Source organism: Rhodanobacter thiooxydans (assembly GCF_021545845.1).
Classification (GTDB): Bacteria; Pseudomonadota; Gammaproteobacteria; order Xanthomonadales; family Rhodanobacteraceae; genus Rhodanobacter.
Genome location: NZ_CP088923.1, coordinates 2,487,119 through 2,503,105 on the forward strand (window position 1 = coordinate 2,487,119; position 15,987 = coordinate 2,503,105).

15 protein-coding genes are annotated in these 15,987 nt (G+C 65.9%); 3 read left to right on the forward strand and 12 right to left on the reverse strand.

Annotated features, from left to right (window positions below):
• Positions 1-7 precede the first annotated feature (7 nt).
• Positions 8-190, reverse strand: a complete 183-nt coding sequence (locus LRK53_RS11140; protein WP_027492529.1) for a hypothetical protein — start codon at positions 188-190, stop codon at positions 8-10.
• 212 nt (positions 191-402) lie between these two features.
• Here LRK53_RS11140 and LRK53_RS11145 point away from each other — a divergent pair, with 212 nt between their 5' ends.
• Positions 403-960 (forward strand): VOC family protein, encoded by a 558-nt coding sequence (locus tag LRK53_RS11145; protein WP_235642072.1) that lies wholly within the window; start codon positions 403-405, stop codon positions 958-960.
• A gap of 4 nt (positions 961-964) precedes the next feature.
• On the opposite strand, the gene tadA is transcribed toward LRK53_RS11145, so the two are convergent.
• From tadA to ndk, 11 genes are all read right to left on the reverse strand, one after another.
• Complete coding sequence (gene tadA, locus LRK53_RS11150) at positions 965-1,453, reverse strand: tRNA adenosine(34) deaminase TadA (RefSeq protein WP_027492527.1); 489 nt, start codon at positions 1,451-1,453, stop codon at positions 965-967.
• 79 nt (positions 1,454-1,532) lie between these two features.
• On the reverse strand, positions 1,533-3,125 hold the full coding sequence (gene guaA / locus LRK53_RS11155) for a glutamine-hydrolyzing GMP synthase (RefSeq protein WP_027492526.1): 1,593 nt from the start codon (positions 3,123-3,125) through the stop codon (positions 1,533-1,535).
• A 165-nt stretch (positions 3,126-3,290) separates the two neighbouring features.
• Entirely contained in the window at positions 3,291-4,748 is a 1,458-nt protein-coding gene (gene guaB / locus LRK53_RS11160) for an IMP dehydrogenase (RefSeq protein ID WP_027492525.1), read from the reverse strand.
• Between the two features lie 87 nt (positions 4,749-4,835).
• Complete coding sequence (gene folD, locus LRK53_RS11165; RefSeq protein ID WP_027492524.1) at positions 4,836-5,705, reverse strand: bifunctional methylenetetrahydrofolate dehydrogenase/methenyltetrahydrofolate cyclohydrolase FolD; 870 nt, start codon at positions 5,703-5,705, stop codon at positions 4,836-4,838.
• Positions 5,706-5,795: 90 nt separating this feature from the next.
• The gene (gene der / locus LRK53_RS11170; protein WP_027492523.1) at positions 5,796-7,199 is read right to left on the reverse strand and encodes a ribosome biogenesis GTPase Der; all 1,404 of its coding nucleotides are present in this window, start codon (positions 7,197-7,199) and stop codon (positions 5,796-5,798) included.
• 22 nt (positions 7,200-7,221) lie between these two features.
• Positions 7,222-8,433, reverse strand: a complete 1,212-nt coding sequence (gene bamB / locus LRK53_RS11175; protein WP_027492522.1) for an outer membrane protein assembly factor BamB — start codon at positions 8,431-8,433, stop codon at positions 7,222-7,224.
• Entirely contained in the window at positions 8,430-9,080 is a 651-nt protein-coding gene (locus LRK53_RS11180; protein ID WP_027492521.1) for a YfgM family protein, read from the reverse strand. The genes bamB and LRK53_RS11180 overlap by 4 nt, the downstream gene beginning before the upstream one ends.
• A gap of 151 nt (positions 9,081-9,231) precedes the next feature.
• Positions 9,232-10,167, reverse strand: a complete 936-nt coding sequence (locus tag LRK53_RS11185; RefSeq protein WP_235642073.1) for a helix-turn-helix domain-containing protein — start codon at positions 10,165-10,167, stop codon at positions 9,232-9,234.
• Positions 10,168-10,217: 50 nt separating this feature from the next.
• Complete coding sequence (gene pilW, locus LRK53_RS11190) at positions 10,218-11,006, reverse strand: type IV pilus biogenesis/stability protein PilW (RefSeq protein ID WP_027492519.1); 789 nt, start codon at positions 11,004-11,006, stop codon at positions 10,218-10,220.
• Positions 10,996-12,126, reverse strand: coding sequence for a dual-specificity RNA methyltransferase RlmN (gene rlmN, locus LRK53_RS11195; RefSeq protein ID WP_027492518.1), 1,131 nt, complete (start codon positions 12,124-12,126; stop codon positions 10,996-10,998). The genes pilW and rlmN overlap by 11 nt, the downstream gene beginning before the upstream one ends.
• A 139-nt stretch (positions 12,127-12,265) precedes the next feature.
• The gene (gene ndk, locus LRK53_RS11200; protein ID WP_008436261.1) at positions 12,266-12,691 is read right to left on the reverse strand and encodes a nucleoside-diphosphate kinase; all 426 of its coding nucleotides are present in this window, start codon (positions 12,689-12,691) and stop codon (positions 12,266-12,268) included.
• A 219-nt stretch (positions 12,692-12,910) separates the two neighbouring features.
• Between ndk and LRK53_RS11205 the strand changes: the two genes are divergently transcribed.
• Both LRK53_RS11205 and LRK53_RS11210 read left to right on the forward strand, forming a co-directional pair.
• Positions 12,911-13,537, forward strand: coding sequence for a TetR/AcrR family transcriptional regulator (locus LRK53_RS11205; RefSeq protein ID WP_037089508.1), 627 nt, complete (start codon positions 12,911-12,913; stop codon positions 13,535-13,537).
• A gap of 37 nt (positions 13,538-13,574) precedes the next feature.
• A complete protein-coding gene (locus LRK53_RS11210) occupies positions 13,575-15,962 on the forward strand; it encodes a 3-hydroxyacyl-CoA dehydrogenase/enoyl-CoA hydratase family protein (protein ID WP_235642074.1) in 2,388 nt (795 codons plus the stop codon).
• The last annotated feature ends 25 nt before the right edge of the window (positions 15,963-15,987 follow it).

Consider the following 15,987-nt stretch of genomic DNA (forward strand, 5'->3'; position numbering starts at 1 on the left):
CAGCAGGTTACCGCCCTGCCCGCTGCGCCGTGTTGATCGGCTTGATCCGGCGCAACCAGTCGTAGCCGTCCTCGGGGCGCAGGTCGATGCCGGCGGCGGCGTTCCCGGCGGGAACGCTGCGCGCCGTGGCGTCCGACTGGCCGAACCGGCGTCGCAGGCAGGGTAGCTGGCGGCTGAAGCTCATCTTCATTTCCGGGTTCCTCGCAAGTGGATGGATCGGCACGATCCGTGGGATCGTGCGGACAGCCGCAAGAATCAGGGTCGCCGGCGGCGGATCAACGATCCGGACGGGATCGCACCGTTTCCAGTCTGGAACGATGCCGTGCTCGGAGGATTGTCCATCCACGGAAACTCGCCGATCGCCTGCCGGGCGTTTCGTCGGCCACGAGCGGCGCCATATCGTTGCGCACCAGCGCATCGAGGCGTCGGATCATGGGCAAATCACTATTTTTGCGGCTGCTTCTTGTGCTCGGCATGATGGTCGGCGCGCTGCCTGCGGGTGCGGCCACGTTGTATGGCGACGACTACGCCAGGGTCGGCGTGCCGGACCTGCCACAGGCCGTGGCCTTTTTCACCGACGTGCTGGATTGTCGCCCGATCGAGTCGACTGCCGGCAGAGCCGTCAACGGCAGCTTGCGGCCATCGCGCCTGCTGATCTGTGACTCGGGCTCGATCGTCGAACTGTTCGATCAGCGGAACGTTGCCGCTGCCCCGGAACAGGCAGGCCAGACGGTGCGATTCGTGACGGACGACCTGACACACGACGGTCAATGGCTGCGCCGCCAGGGCGTCGACGTCAGCGGCGCGCCGCATCGGCTGACGTCCGGCCCGCTGGCCGGCCGGCTGGCGCTGGATTTCGTGTCGCCCTGGGGGTTGCACCTGCAATTGCTGGGCAGCAGCGTAGATGGCTCCGCCGGCGGCACCCTGGCGACGACCGACATCCCTTCCGGCGGCAACTGAGCCCTCAACGACGGGCGCGGAAAAACTCGCGCAGCATCGCGGCGGATTCCTCGGCCAGCAGGCCTCCGACCGCCTCGATGCGATGGTTGTGGCGTGCGTCCACCAGGGTGTCGAACATGCTGCCGGCCGCACCGGTCTTGGGGTCGGCGGCGGCGTAGACCACGCGGCCGAGGCGGGCGTGGATCATGGCCATCGCGCACATCACACACGGCTCCAGCGTGACGTACAGCGTGGCGCCGGACAGACGGTGATTGGCCACTTTCTCGCCGGCGGCGCGCATGGCCATGATCTCGGCGTGGGCGGTCGGATCATGCAGGGTGATGTTGCGGTTCCAGCCCAGCCCGACGATCTCCCCACCCTGCACCAGCACGGCGCCCACCGGTACCTCGTTCTCGGCATCGCGCGCATGCGCCGCCAGTTGCAGCGCCCGGCGCATGAACTGCTCGTCGGCAGCCGAGAATTCACTTGAGCCAAGGGGCGTTTCTTCAGTCATTTCATGGCGCTGCGATCAGCATATGAGAAAGCCGGCATATCGTCGGCATCCCCATCCTGCACATAACCAATTGATTTGACTACTCCCACTCAATCGTGGCGGGTGGCTTGCCGCTGATATCGTAAACTACGCGAGAAACACCTCGCAACTCATTGATTATTCTGTTTGAAACTTTGCCGAGAAACTCATAGGGCAAGTGTGCCCAATGCGCGGTCATGAAGTCGATGGTCTCCACCGCACGCAGCGCAATCACCCACTCGTAGGCGCGCGCGTCGCCCACCACGCCGACCGACTTCACCGGCAGGAATACCGCGAACGCCTGGCTGGTCCGGTCGTACAGGTCGGCCTTGCGCAGCTCGTCGATGAAGATCGCGTCGGCCTGGGTCAGCAGTTCCGCGTATTCGCGCTTCACCTCGCCCAGGATGCGCACGCCGAGGCCCGGGCCGGGGAACGGGTGGCGATAGACCATCGCGCGCGGCAGGCCGAGTTCGACACCGATCCGGCGCACCTCGTCCTTGAACAGCTCGCGCAGCGGCTCGACCAGTTTCAGCTTCATGTGCGCCGGCAGGCCGCCGACGTTGTGGTGGCTCTTGATGACGTGGGCCTTGCCGGTCTTGCTGCCGGCCGATTCGATCACGTCGGGGTAGATCGTGCCCTGCGCCAGCCACTTCACCTTGCCGCCGGCGGCAATCAGCTTCTCCGACTCCTCGTCGAAGATCTCCACGAACAGCCCGCCGATGATCTTGCGCTTGGCTTCCGGGTCGGCCACGCCCTCCAGCGCCTTGAAGTAGCGCTCGGCGGCGTTGACGCGGATCACCTTGACGCCCATGCCATGCTGATCGGCGGCGGCAGCCATGGTGGCCATCACCTGGTCGCCTTCCTGCCAGCGCAGCAGGCCGGTATCGACGAACACGCAGGTCAGCCGGTCGCCGATCGCCTTGTGCAGCAGCGCGGCGACCACCGAGGAATCGACGCCGCCGGACAGGCCCAGCAGCACGTGGTCATCGCCCACCAGGGCGCGCACGCGGGCGATCTGGTCGTCGATGATGTTGGCCGCCGTCCACAACGTGGCGCAACCGCAGATCTCGGTGATGAAGCGCTTCAGCAGCGCCCCGCCCTGTTTGGTATGCGTCACTTCGGGGTGGAACTGCACGCCGTACCAGCGCCTGGCCTCGTTCTCCATCACCGCAACGGGGATGCGATCGGTACGGCCAGTGATGGCGAAGCCCGGCGGCGCCTTCGAGACGTGGTCGCCGTGGCTCATCCATACATCCAGCTTGTGCTCGCCCGGATGATCGGTGAGGCCGTCGAACAGGCGGCTGGGCGCCACGACGTCCACGCTGGCATGGCCGAACTCGCGCGCATCGGCGGCCTCGGTGGCGCCGCCCAGCTGCGCAGCCAACGTTTGCATGCCGTAGCAGATACCGAGGATCGGCAGGCCGGAATCAAACACTTCCTGCGGCGCCTTCGGCGCACCTTTCAGCGTGGTGGATTCCGGGCCGCCGGACAGGATGATGCCTTTCGCGCCGAACGCGGCGATCTCGGCCGGGTCGTGGTCCCAGGCCCAGATCTCGCAGTACACGCCGAACTCGCGCACGCGCCGTGCGATCAGCTGGGTGTATTGCGCGCCGAAGTCGAGGATGAGGATCTTGTCGGAGTGGATGCTTTGCATCTTTCAGACTCTTGGGATGTGCAAAAACAACTACGGCGTCATTCCCGCGAACGCGGGAATCCATTTGGCCTTTGTGGCAAGAGCAAGATGGATTCCCGCGTTCGCGGGAATGACGCCATTAAGGTTTGGAAGCCCGGGTTCCGACATGATTCCCGGCTCCGATCATTACGAGTTGAGCCGATAATTCGGCGCTTCCTTGGTGATCTGGATGTCGTGCGGGTGCGCCTCGGTGACGCCGGCGGAGGTCACCTTGACGAACTGCGCCTTGTGCCGCACGTCGTCGACGGTGGCCGCCCCCAGGTAACCCATCGACGCGCGCAGGCCACCGATCAGCTGGTGGATGATGTTGCGCAGCGGGCCGCGGTACGGCACCCGGCCTTCGATGCCTTCGGGCACCAGCTTGTCGGCGTCGGCCTCGTCCTGGAAGTAGCGATCCTTGGAGCCGAGCTGCATCGCGCCGATCGAACCCATGCCGCGGTAGCTCTTGTAGGAGCGGCCCTGGAACAGTTCCACCTCGCCCGGCGATTCCTCGGTACCGGCAAACATCGAGCCGAGCATCACGCTGGACGCGCCAGCAGCGAGCGCCTTGGGGATGTCGCCGGAGTAGCGGATGCCGCCATCGGCGATCAGCGGGATCTCGTCCTTCAGCGCGCTGGCGACCAGATCGATCGCGGTGATCTGCGGCACGCCGACGCCGGCGACCACGCGGGTGGTGCAGATCGAGCCGGGACCCACACCCACCTTGACCGCGTCCACGCCCACGTCGAGCAGCGCGCGGGCCGCCTCGCCGGTGACGATGTTGCCGGCGATCACCTGCACTTGCGGGTAGTGCTTCTTGACCCAGCCGGCGCGCTCGATCACGCCCTGCGAGTGACCGTGCGCGGTATCCACCACCAGCACGTCCACGCCGGCGTCGACCAGCGCGGCCACGCGCTGTTCGGTGTCGCCGCCCACGCCCACCGCTGCGCCGACCAGCAGCGCCTCGTGGCTGTCCTTGGCGGCGTACGGGTTGTCGCGCGCCTTCTGGATGTCCTTCACGGTGATCAGCCCGCGCAGCTGGAACGCGTCATTGACCACCAGCACCTTCTCGATGCGGTGCCGGTGCAGCAGCTGCAGCACCTCGTCCTGGCTGGCGCCCTCCTTCACCGTGACCAGCTTGTCCTGGCGGGTCATGATGTTGCGCACCGGGTCCTCGGGCTTGCGCTCGAAGCGCATGTCGCGGCTGGTGACGATGCCGACCAGCTTGCTGCCCTCGACCACCGGCACGCCGGAGATGTTGTGCGCATGGGTCAGCCGCAGCACCTCGCGGATCGAAGTGTCCGGGCCCACGGTGATCGGGCTGCGGATCACCCCGGCCTCGAACTTCTTCACCAGGCGCACTTCGGCAGCCTGCTGCTCGGCGGTCATGTTCTTGTGGATGATGCCGATGCCGCCCTGCTGCGCCATGGTGATGGCCAGCCGCGCCTCGGTAACCGTATCCATTGCGGCGGACACGATCGGAATGTTCAGGCGCAGGTTGCGGGTGAAGCGGGTGGAGGTGTCGACGTCGCGGGGAAGCACGACGGAATGGCCCGGAACGAGATAGACGTCGTCGTAGGTCAGGGCCTCGGCGAGGATGCGCATGCGAAAAGTCCCGCTGCAAAGAGGGAATTATACGCGCCCTGCCGGCATGCTCGCCAGACGGCGGCTGAATTCGGCGGCAGCCGCAGGTCAGGCCACCCGGCGCAGTGTGGCTTGCGCCTCGGCGGCTTCCAGCGTGTTCTCCATCAGCGTGGCCACCGTCATCGGGCCGACGCCGCCCGGTACCGGGGTGATCCAGCTGGCGCGCTCGGCGGCCGGGGCGAATTCCACGTCGCCGACCAGGCGGCCGTCGTCGAGCCGGTTGATGCCCACGTCGATTACCACCGCGCCGGGCTTGATCCACTCGCCCTTCACCAGCCCCGGCTTGCCCGCAGCGACGATCATGATGTCGGCCTGGCGCACGTGGCATTCCAGGTCGCGGGTGAACTTGTGGCAGCAGGTGGTGGTGCAGCCGGCGATCAGCAGTTCCAGCACCAGCGGACGGCCCACGTGGTTGGACACGCCGATCACCACCGCGTGCTGGCCGCGCACCGGGCGATCGGTGTGGCCGAGCAGGGTCATCACGCCCTTCGGCGTGCACGGGCGCAGGCCGAAACGGCGCAAGGCCAGGCGCCCGACGTTGATCGCCTGGAAGCCGTCGACGTCCTTGTTCGGGTCGATGCGGTCGACCAATGCATCCTCGTCGATATGTGCCGGCAGCGGCGACTGCACCAGGATGCCGTGCACGTCCGGGTCGGCGTTGAGCCGGTCGATCAGGGCGAACAGTGCTTCCTGGCTGGTGCTGGCCGGCAGGTCGTAGCCGAACGAACGGAAGCCCACCTGCTGGCAGGCCTTGCGCTTGTTGCGCACGTAGACCGCCGATGCCGCATCGTCGCCCACCAGCACCACCGCCAGCCCCGGCGCGGGAAACCCCTGCGCCACCCTGGCGGCGACGCGCACACCGACGCGCTCCAGCAGTTCCTGTGCGATGCGCTTGCCGTCGAGGATGCGTGCGTTCATGGGAAAGCCCTGGCTGCGAGATTCGCCATTATCCGGGCTGCACCCGATGCGCACAAACGGCGTAGGCATCCGGAGGTCGCAAACAGGCTCTCAGCGGGTGCGCTTGATCAGCTCGCTGCGCCGGCGTCTTGCCTTGTGCTGCTGTTCCTTGGTCAGCACCTTCTTGCGCCCAGCGTACGGATTCTCGCCTTCGCGGAACACGATCCGGATCGGCGTGCCTTCCAGCTTGTAGCGCTTGCGGAAGAAGTTTTCGAGGTAGCGCTGGTAGGCCGGCGCGATGTGCTTGGTGCGGCTGCCGTGGATGACGATGGTCGGCGGGTTGGTGCCGCCAGGATGCGCAAAGCGCAGCTTCGGCGCGTGGCCGTTCACCAGCGGCGGCTGATAGCTCTCGTAAGCCTTTTCCAGTGCCTTGGTGAGGTCGGAGGACACCAGCTCCCTGGTCGCCGATGCATGCGCGCGCACCACCGCGCGCATCAGCTCGCGCAGGCCCGAGCCGTGTAGCGCGGAAATCTGCACCTGCTTGGCCCAGTCGACGAATACCAGCCGGCGATCCAGCGCGCGGCGGCACTCGTCGCGCTGGTACGGGTCCATGTCGTCCCACTTGTTGATTGCGATGACCAGCGCCCTGCCCTCGTCGATCGCGTAGCCGATCAGGGTGAGGTCCTGGTCGGCGAGGTTCTCGCGGGCATCGATCATCACCACCACCACCTGGGCGGCGGCGATCGACTGCAGCGTCTTGATGACGCTGAATTTTTCCACCGCCTCCTCGACCCGCGCCTTGCGCCGGATGCCGGCGGTATCGATCAGCGTGTAGCGCTTGCCGTCACGTTCGAGTGGTACCCGGATCGGATCGCGGGTGGTGCCGGCGACGTCGGAGACGATCAGCCGCTCCTCGCCCAGCAGGCGGTTGATCAGGGTCGACTTGCCGGCGTTCGGACGGCCGACGATGGCCACGCGGATGCTGCCGTCCTCGCCCTCGGTTTCCGCGGCCGGCTCCCGATCGGCCGGCAGCAGCGGCAACAGCACGCGCAGAAAATCGTCGGTGCCGCGGTTGTGCGCCGCCGACAACGGCAAGGTGGCACCGATGCCGAAGGCGAAAAACTCGGCCATCACGGCCTGTTCGTCGAGGCCGTCGGTCTTGTTGACCACTGCCACGATCGGTTTGCCGCTGCGCCGCAGTTCGGCCAGGATCGCGTCGTCCTGCGGCAACAGGCCGTCGCGGGCGTCGACCACGAACACCAGGGCGTCCGCTTCGGCGATCGCCAAGCGCACCTGCTTCGCGGTTAGCACATCCATGGCGTCTTCGGTGCCGGACAGGCCGCCGGTATCGACCACCACGAATGGCCGCTCGCCGATGCGGCAGATGCCGTAGTGGCGATCACGGGTGACGCCCGGCATGTCGGCCACCAGGGCGTCGCGGCTGCGCGTCAGCACGTTGAAAAGGGTCGACTTGCCGACATTCGGACGACCAACCAGTGCGACGACGGGCAGCATGGGAAGTACTTTGTTCCGGCGATCAGTGCGCGGACAGACGGTAGGCGCCGATGCGGCCCTCGACGTCCTCGACGTACACGGTGTCGCCCACCACCAGCGGCTGCGCGCGGATCGCCTTCTTCGACAGCCGTTCACGGGCGGCCAGCGCGCCGTCGCCGGTCTGCAACCAATGCACGTAGCCTTCCAGGTCGCCGACCACGACGTAGTTGCCCTGCACGGCCGGGCCGGTGAGCCAGCGGTACTTCAGCGCGTCGTTCTTCCACATGTCGGCGCCGCCATTCTTGTCGAATGCCCATACCACCGAGGCGTCGTTGACGCCGTAGACCGCATGGTCGTTGACCGCCGGTGACTCGAAGCTGGAAAACGGGTGCGTCCACAACGGCCTGCCGCTGGGGCCGTCGACCGCCACGAGGTTGCCGTGATAGGCGGTACCGTAGAGCGTGCTGCCGTCCAGCAGGATCGCGCCATCGGCGTCGTTCAGGCGATCGATTTCAGTACGGCCTTCGCCGCTGGCCAGTTTCTGTTCCCACAGTTTTGCGCCGTTGTCCTGGCGCAGGGCGACCAGCTTGCCGTCGTCGCTGCCGAAGAACAGCACGCCGTTGGCCGCCAGCAGCGGGCCGTTGCCGCGCAGGCTGAGCAGTGGCACGGTGCCCTGGTCGTAGACCCAGCGGCGCTGGCTGGTTGCGGCGTCCAGCGCGTAGATGCGGCCATCGCCGGTACGCACCACGACCATGTCGCCGACGATCACCGGCGAGGCCAGCACCTGGCTGCTCACCGCCACGTCCCAGCGGGGGCTGCCGTCCTTCGCATTCACGGCATAGACGTGGCCGTCCAGCGTGCCGACGGCGAGCAGGTCGCCGCTGACCGCCGGGCCGCCGGCGTACGTGGCGTCCTTGCGCTTCTTGTCGCCCCAGCCGAACCAGCCGTGGGTGCGCGAACTCTTCGACCACAGGCTCTTGCCGCTGGCGGCATCGAGCGCCACCAGCTTGCCGTCCGTGCTGGCGGCATAGAGCACGCCGTCGACCACGGTCGGGCGCAGCCGCACGCCGCTGGTGCCCGCACCGTCGCCCACGCTGCTGCGCCACAGGCGGGTAACCTGCACCGTCGGTTTGAAGTCCTTGGCCAGCGGCGTCGGCGGCTGGACATTTTCCTTCTTGAACGAATGGCACCCGGTGAGCGTCACCAGCGAAGCCAGCGTGATCAGCAAGGCACGTTTGATCATTTCAGGTTTCATGCACCCTGCTTCCCGGCCATGGCCAGATCATCGAGTTTCATCTGCAAGGCACCGCGTTGCGGCGCTTCCTCGCCCAGTGCAGTCAGGGCCGTCTGGTAGGCCTTGCGTGCTTCATCGGAGCGTCCAAGCTTGACCAGTACGTCGCCGCGGAGTTCCTGCACCAACCCCTGGTAGCTGTCGGCCGGGATGCGATCCAGTGTGGTCAGCGCCTGCTGGCCGTGGTCGCGGGCCAGTTCCACCTGCGCGATGCGCAGCAAGGTCAGCGACTTCAACGGTGGGGCGCCGGCATGGGCCTCGGCCCACTCCAGCGACGACTCGGCCTTGTCCAGCTGGCCGGCCTGCACCTGCTGCCTGGCTCGCTCGCTGACGGCGAACACGGCAAACGGCGACTTGGCATAATCCTTCATCAGCTGGTCGGTCAGCTGCGAGGCGGTATCCGGCTTGCCGGATGCCTGCGCGATCTGGATCTGCTGATAGATCTGCGAGGCCGCGCCTTCGTTGCGGGCCTGATGGTTGCGCCACTGTTGCCAACCGAAGATGCCGACCAGGCCGATCGCGATGCCGACAACGATCGACATGCCATTGTCGCGCAGCCATTTCTGCACCAGCTCGCTCTGTTCGTACTTGTCGTATTCTTCAAATGCCATGCAATCACCATTCAAGAGGCTACCCGCGCAGACGCGAACACAGGCCAGTGTGGTAACCAGAGGAAAAGCCGCTTGCGCCCGCTCGTTGCCGAGCGAACCAAGTGGGCAAGCATAACCGATATGGGCCGCACGCAGCGGCCCGCGATGGCGATCAGAGGCTGGCTGCGGAGGCCTTGCCGTCCTGCATCTGCAGGCGGAAGTGAGCCACGTTGGCGTGCCGGAAATCATCCAGGCCGATCGCGCTGCCGTCGATGCTGACCTGGGCGCCGCTGGCGTTGCCGATGCGTACATCCAACGGCTGGTCGCTGCGATAGGACTTGTTGCTGCCGGCCGGAAGCAGGCCGTATTCCAGCCGGGTGCCGTCGGCCCGGGTCACTTCGACCCAGCTCGCCGCGGAAAGGTTGAGGCTCAGGCTGTGGCTGCCCGCTTCGCTGCTCGCGGCAGAGGCAACCGGCTTGACCGACGGCAGGCTGGCGTTATCCAGGTTCGGAAACGGCGCCATCGAGGCCAGTAGCGGCTGCTCCTGCGCCTGCGGAGCTTCTGCCTTGGGCGGCGTTTGCGGAGCCGCGGCCGCCACGTCGGGCGCGGCGGCGTGGGTGGCGGGGGCTTCCGACTGGGCAACCGGAGCGGCATCCAGCGGCGCGAGGTGGCTGAGGTCACGATCCAGCGTGCCGCGCACGCCCAGCCAGATCATCGGCACCACGATCACTGCAGTCAACACGACGTAGGTGGCGGCAGTGGCGTAGCGATCGAGCAGGAAGCGCGAATGAGAGATGCCGCCGGTGGCCACCAGCGGCGGCTCGATCTGCTTGATGCGATCTAGCTCGACCTGGAGTGACGCCTCGTTGATGCCCAGATGGTGGCCGTACTTGCGGATGTAGCTGGCCAGGTAGATCTTGGAGTCGATGCCGTCGTACTGGTCGCGCTCGAGCTGGCGCAGCACCCGGGCAGGCAGCTTCAATGCATGGGCACAGGCTTCCAGATCCAGGCCATGGGCTTCACGCGCCGCATGCAGGCGACTGCCGAAACTCACCGTGTGGGGGTTTGCCGGTGCCACATCCAGGTCGGGCAAATTGATACCGGACAACCCTGGCTCACTTGAGCCCTGTTCGGGCGGTTGAGACTGCTGCATGGAGGTCATGGGCTGGCAGTGGTGTCTACGGTGTGCGCCTGCTCCGAGTCCGGGAACTGGCTGAGCAATCGCTTGCTGTAAGAACGGGCACCTTCCAGGTTGCCCAGTCGGGTTTCGATGTCGTGGCCTAGCTTGAGCGACGCGGCAGTCGACTTGCCCAGCGCATCGTACCGCTGAAGGAAAGCCCTGGCGCGAAATGCATCCTTGTGCAGATAAAGCGTGTTGGCAAGCTGGAAGAGTGCCTCCGCATTATCTGGATTTCTTGCGATGGCGTCACGAAAACTTGCTTCGGCCCCGGCGATGTCGTTGGCGCGCAGCTGGCAGACGCCGGCGTTGGTCAGGGCCACGTCGGGGGTCTGGTAGAACGGGTCGGCGACGGCTTTCTGGAAATACTGGTTCGCCTCGGCGATCTTGCCGGTGTGGCAAAGGAACACGCCGAGGTTGTTGTTTGGTGCACCCTTGGCCGGTTCCAGCGCCACTGCCTTGCGGTAATGCTGCTCGGCTTCAGGCAGCTTGTTGATGCGCTCGTACAGCACCGCGATCACGGTATGCGCCGGCGCGTAGTTGGGGTCGAACTGCAGTGCCTTGGTCAGTTTTTCCAGCGCGGTCTGCAGGTCGCCGTTGGCCATGTAGCGCTGGCCCAGCTCGGTGTGGATCCGCGCGGCGTCTTCCGCCTGGTCCGCCTTGCTGCTCTGCGGCATGCTCTTGCCCAGCGAGCTGCTGTCGGAGTGCGTGGTGACGCAGCCGGCCAGCGGCAACAGCAGGCTGAAGATCACGGCCCGGTCAAATCGCATGCGTTGCCCCCTCGTCCTGCCGTTTGCGGATGCTGGCGCTGCGCCGGGTGCGGTCTGCGACCTGCCCAGCCAGTTGGCCGCAGGCGGCGTCGATGTCGTCGCCGCGGGTACGCCGCAGCATGGTCAGCACGCCGGCATTCAACAGCTGTGTCTGGAACTGGTGGATGTCGTCCGGGGCCGAACGCTTGAACTGGGTGCCCGGGAAGGGATTGAACGGGATCAGGTTGACCTTGCAGGTCGGCAGCTTGCGCATCAGCTTGATCAGCTGGCGGGCATGCTCGGGCTGGTCGTTGACGCCCTGCATCAAGGTGTACTCGAAGGTGATCGAGGTACGCGGCTTGCGCGCAATCCAGCGTTGGCAAGCCGCCAGCAGCTCGGCGAGCGGATAGCGCTTGTTGATGGGCATCAGCTCGGTGCGCAGTTCGTCGTTGGCCGCATGCAGCGACACCGCCAGCGACACGTCGATGGCATCCGACAACTGGTCGATCAGCGGCACCAGGCCGGCGGTGGACAGCGTGACGCGCTTCGCCGCCAGGCCGAAGCCAAGGTCGTCGCGCATCAGCTTCATCGCCTTCAGCACGTTGTCGAAATTGGCCAGCGGCTCGCCCATGCCCATCATCACCACGTTGGTGATGCGTCGGTTCTGGTGGGTGACGTTGCCCAGGTACTTCGCCGCCACCCATACCTGGCCGATGATCTCGGCGGTGGACAGGTTGCGGTTGAAGCCCTGCGCACCGGTCGAGCAGAACTGGCAGTTCAGCGCGCAGCCGATCTGCGAAGAGACGCACAAGGTGCCGCGGGTCGGCTCGGGGATGTAGACCGTCTCGATCGCGTTGCCGCTGTCCATGCCGAGCAGCCACTTGTGCGTGCCGTCGGTGGCCACCTTGTCCAGCAACGTCTTCGGCGCGCCGATGGTGCAGGCCTCGGTGAGCTTGGCGCGCAGCGCCTTGCCCACGTCGGTCATGTTCTCGAAGTTGTCTTCCAGGTCGTGATAGATCCACTTCATCACCTGCTCGGCGCGATACGGCTTCTCGCCGATCTGCGTGAAGAAATCACGCAGACCCTGGCGATCGAAGTCGAGCAGGTTGACCTTGTTCGAGCTGGCAACAACTTTGTTCAAGAAAAAACTCTTAATTGAATGGTGCGGCCACGAATGGCCGTTTTTTGATCTTCGCGTTCACCGATGAACGCACTTGTTTCAACTGTGCGGCCACGGATAGCCGCTATTTAGTTTTCGTGTTCACGAATGAACGCACCAATTAACGCGACAGGACATCCGTTGCCGCGAAGAAATACGCAATCTCCACCTTGGCGGTGTCAGTGGCGTCGGAGCCATGCACGGCATTTGCGTCAATCGACTCGGCGAAGTCGGCGCGGATCGTGCCCGGCGCGGCTTCCTTCGGATTGGTGGCGCCCATCAGGTCGCGGTGAGCCAGCACGGCGTTCTCGCCTTCCAGCACGCTGATCATTACCGGGCCGGAGATCATGAACTCGACCAGCGCCTTGAAGAACGGACGCTCGCGGTGCACCGCATAGAAGCCTTCCGCCTCGGCGCGCGACAGCTGCTTCATGCGCGCGGCGACGATTTTCAGGCCGGCTTTTTCAAAGCGTGCATAGATTTCACCAATGACGTTCTTGGCGACGGCATCGGGTTTGATGATGGAAAGAGTGCGCTCCAGCGCCATACGGGTCTGCTCCGGGAAACGGATGGATGGGAAAAGAGGTAGGCCGGCGGGCCGGCGAGCGGCCAATTCCGACTTGGATTGCGGGTTTAGCCCACGAAAGTCTGACAGATTCTAACTCATACGCAAGTCGCTGGCGGCCGGCGACAAACGTCCGTTTGACGGCCGCCAGGCTGTCCGCGTATGCTCAAACGATCGTTTGAACGGCCTTCTGGCCGATGGATGGTTCCGCCCGTGAACAGCTCCGGCTCGACCAAGGAACGGATACTCGGCGCCGCCGAACTCCTGTTCGCCCAGCGCGGCTTCGATGGCGCCTCGCTGCGCCAGCTCACCGCCGCGGCCGGGGTCAATCTGGCTGCTGTCAACTACCACTTCGGCTCCAAGGACAAGCTGGTCGAGGAAGTGTTTCGGCGCCGGCTGGATGCCTTGAACGAACGCCGCCTGACCGCCCTGTCCTGCCTCGCCGGCGCGCCGCAGACCACACTCGAGGAGGTGCTGGAGGCGTTCATCCGCCCTGCCCTGGACCTCTCGCACGACGACAGCGGCGCCTTGTTCATGCGCGTGCTGGCCCGTGCGTTCGCCGAACACGACGATACCCTGCGCCAGTTCCTGTCGGCGAACTACGGCCACGTGATGCGCCAGTTCACCGCCGAATTCGCCCGCCTGCTGCCGCAGTTGAGCAAGGAAGAGCTGTACTGGCGCGTCGACCTGGTCACCGGCGCGCTGACCCATGCGATGTCCGGTTTCGGCATGATCCAGCGCAAGAGCGACGTCAGCGAGCGCGCGCACCGCGAGCAGACCGCGCAGCACCTGATCCGTTTCGCCGTCGCCGGGCTCGGCCATCCCTGATCCATCTGTCCCACCCTTTGCACATCCGGAGAAGCCAATGACCGCTGCATATTCACCCACATCAGCGCTGCGCATCCGCAAGGCTGCCGTGCTGGGCGCCGGTGTCATGGGCGCGCAGATCGCCGCGCACCTGACCAACGCCGGCGTCGAAACCGTGCTGTTCGACCTGCCCGCGAAGGAAGGCCCAAAGAGCGGCATTGCGCTGAAGGCCATCGCCAACCTGGCCAAGCTGTCGCCGGCGCCACTGGCCGACAAGAACCTCGCCGCCGCGATCATCCCGGCCAACTATGACGAGGACATGGCGCACTTGAAGGATGTCGACCTGGTGATCGAGGCGATCGCCGAGCGCATGGACTGGAAGCTGGACCTGTACCGGAAGATCGCCCCGCACCTGTCAGCGACCGCGATCATCGCTTCGAACACTTCCGGCCTGTCGATCAATACGCTGGCCGAGGCGTTGCCGGAGGAGATGCGCCACCGCTTCTCGGGCGTGCACTTCTTCAACCCGCCGCGCTACATGCACCTGGTCGAGCTGATCCCCACCAAGCTCACCGACCAGAAGGTGATCAACGGCCTTGAAGCCTTCCTCGTCACCACTGTCGGCAAGGGCGTGGTGATCGCCCGCGACACGCCGAACTTCATCGGCAACCGCATCGGCGTGTTCTCGATGCTGGCCACCATGCACCACACCGAACAGTTCGGGCTGGGCTTCGACGTGGTCGACGCGCTCACCGGACCCGCCGTGGGCCGCCCGAAGAGCGCCACCTACCGCACCGCCGACGTGGTCGGCCTGGACACCATGGCCCACGTCATCAAGACCATGGCCGACACCCTGCCCGACGACCCGTGGCACGCCTACTTCAAGGCGCCGGCGTGGCTGAGCGGCCTGATCGAAAAGGGCGCGCTGGGCCAGAAAAACGGCGCCGGTTTCTATCGCAAGGCCGGCAAGGACATCGTCGTGCTCGACGTGGCGAAGCAGGACTATCGCCCGTCCGAGCAGAAAGCCTCCGACGAGGTCGCTGCGATTCTCGCCATCAAGGACCCGGCCGAGAAGTTCGGCAAGCTGCGCGCATCCGCGGACAAGCAGGCACAGTTCCTGTGGGCGACGTTCCGCGACCTGTTCCACTACACCGCCTACCACCTGGCCGACATCGCCGACACCGCGCGTGACGTGGACTTCGCGATCCGCTGGGGCTACGGCTGGAAGCTCGGCCCGTTTGAGACCTGGCAGGCCGCCGGCTGGCAGCAGGTGGCGCAGTGGATCGCGGAAGACATCGCCGCCGGCAAGGCGATGAGCAAGGCGCCACTGCCCGCCTGGGTCACCGACGGCCGCAGCGGCGTGCATGGCAAGTCCGGCTCATGGTCGGCCAGCGCCAAGGCCGACAAGCCGCGCTCGCAGCACCCGGTGTACCGGCGCCAGCTGTTCCCCGATCCGATCCTGGGCGAGAAGTTCGACCAGGGCAGCACCGTGTGGGAGAACGACGGCATCCGCCTGTGGACGCTGGGCGACGACGGCGTCGGCATCATCTCGTTCAAGACCAAGATGCACACGGTCAACGACCGCGTGCTCGACGGCATCCAGCACGCCATCGGCATCGCCGAGGAAAAACTCAAGGCCGTGGTAATCTGGCAGACCGGCGAGCCGTTCTCCGCCGGCGCCGACCTCAAGGGCGCGCTCGGTCTGCTGCAGGCCGGCAAGTTCGACGACTTCGAGAAGATGGTCGCCAACTTCCAGCGCACCAGCATGCGCATCAAGCACTCGCTGGTGCCGGTGGTCTCGGCGGTGCGCGGACTGGCGCTGGGCGGCGGCTGCGAATTCCAGATGCACTCGGCGCGCACGGTCGCTGCGCTGGAAAGCTACATCGGCCTGGTCGAGGCCGGCGTGGGCCTGCTGCCGGCCGGCGGCGGCCTGCACGAGCTGGCTGTGCGCGCGGCCAAGGCCAACCCAGCCGACCCGTTCGAGGAACTGAAGAAGGTGTTCGAGACCCTGGCGATGGCCAAGGTCTCGCCCAGCGCGATCGAGGCCAAGGCCATGGGCCTGTTGCGTGACAGCGACGTGGTGGTGTTCAACGCCTACGAGCTGCTCTACGTAGCCAAGCAGGTGGCGAACTCGCTGGCCGAGTCCGGCTGGCGCCCGCCGTTGTACCAGCGCGCCATCCCGGTCGCCGGCGACGTGGGCATCGCCACCTTCCGCGCCTCGCTGGCCAACCTGCAGGCCGGCTACTTCGCCTCCGAGCACGACGTGGAGATCGCCCGGCGCATCGCCGACACCTTGTGCGGCGGCGTGATCGAGCGCGGCTCCACGGTGGACGAGGAATGGCTGCTGGCGCTGGAGCGCAAGCACTTCGTGGAACTGGCCAGGATGGAAAAGACCCAGGCGCGCATCGCCCACACCATGACTACCGGCAAGCCACTGAGGAACTGAGATTCGGGATTGGGGATTCGGGATT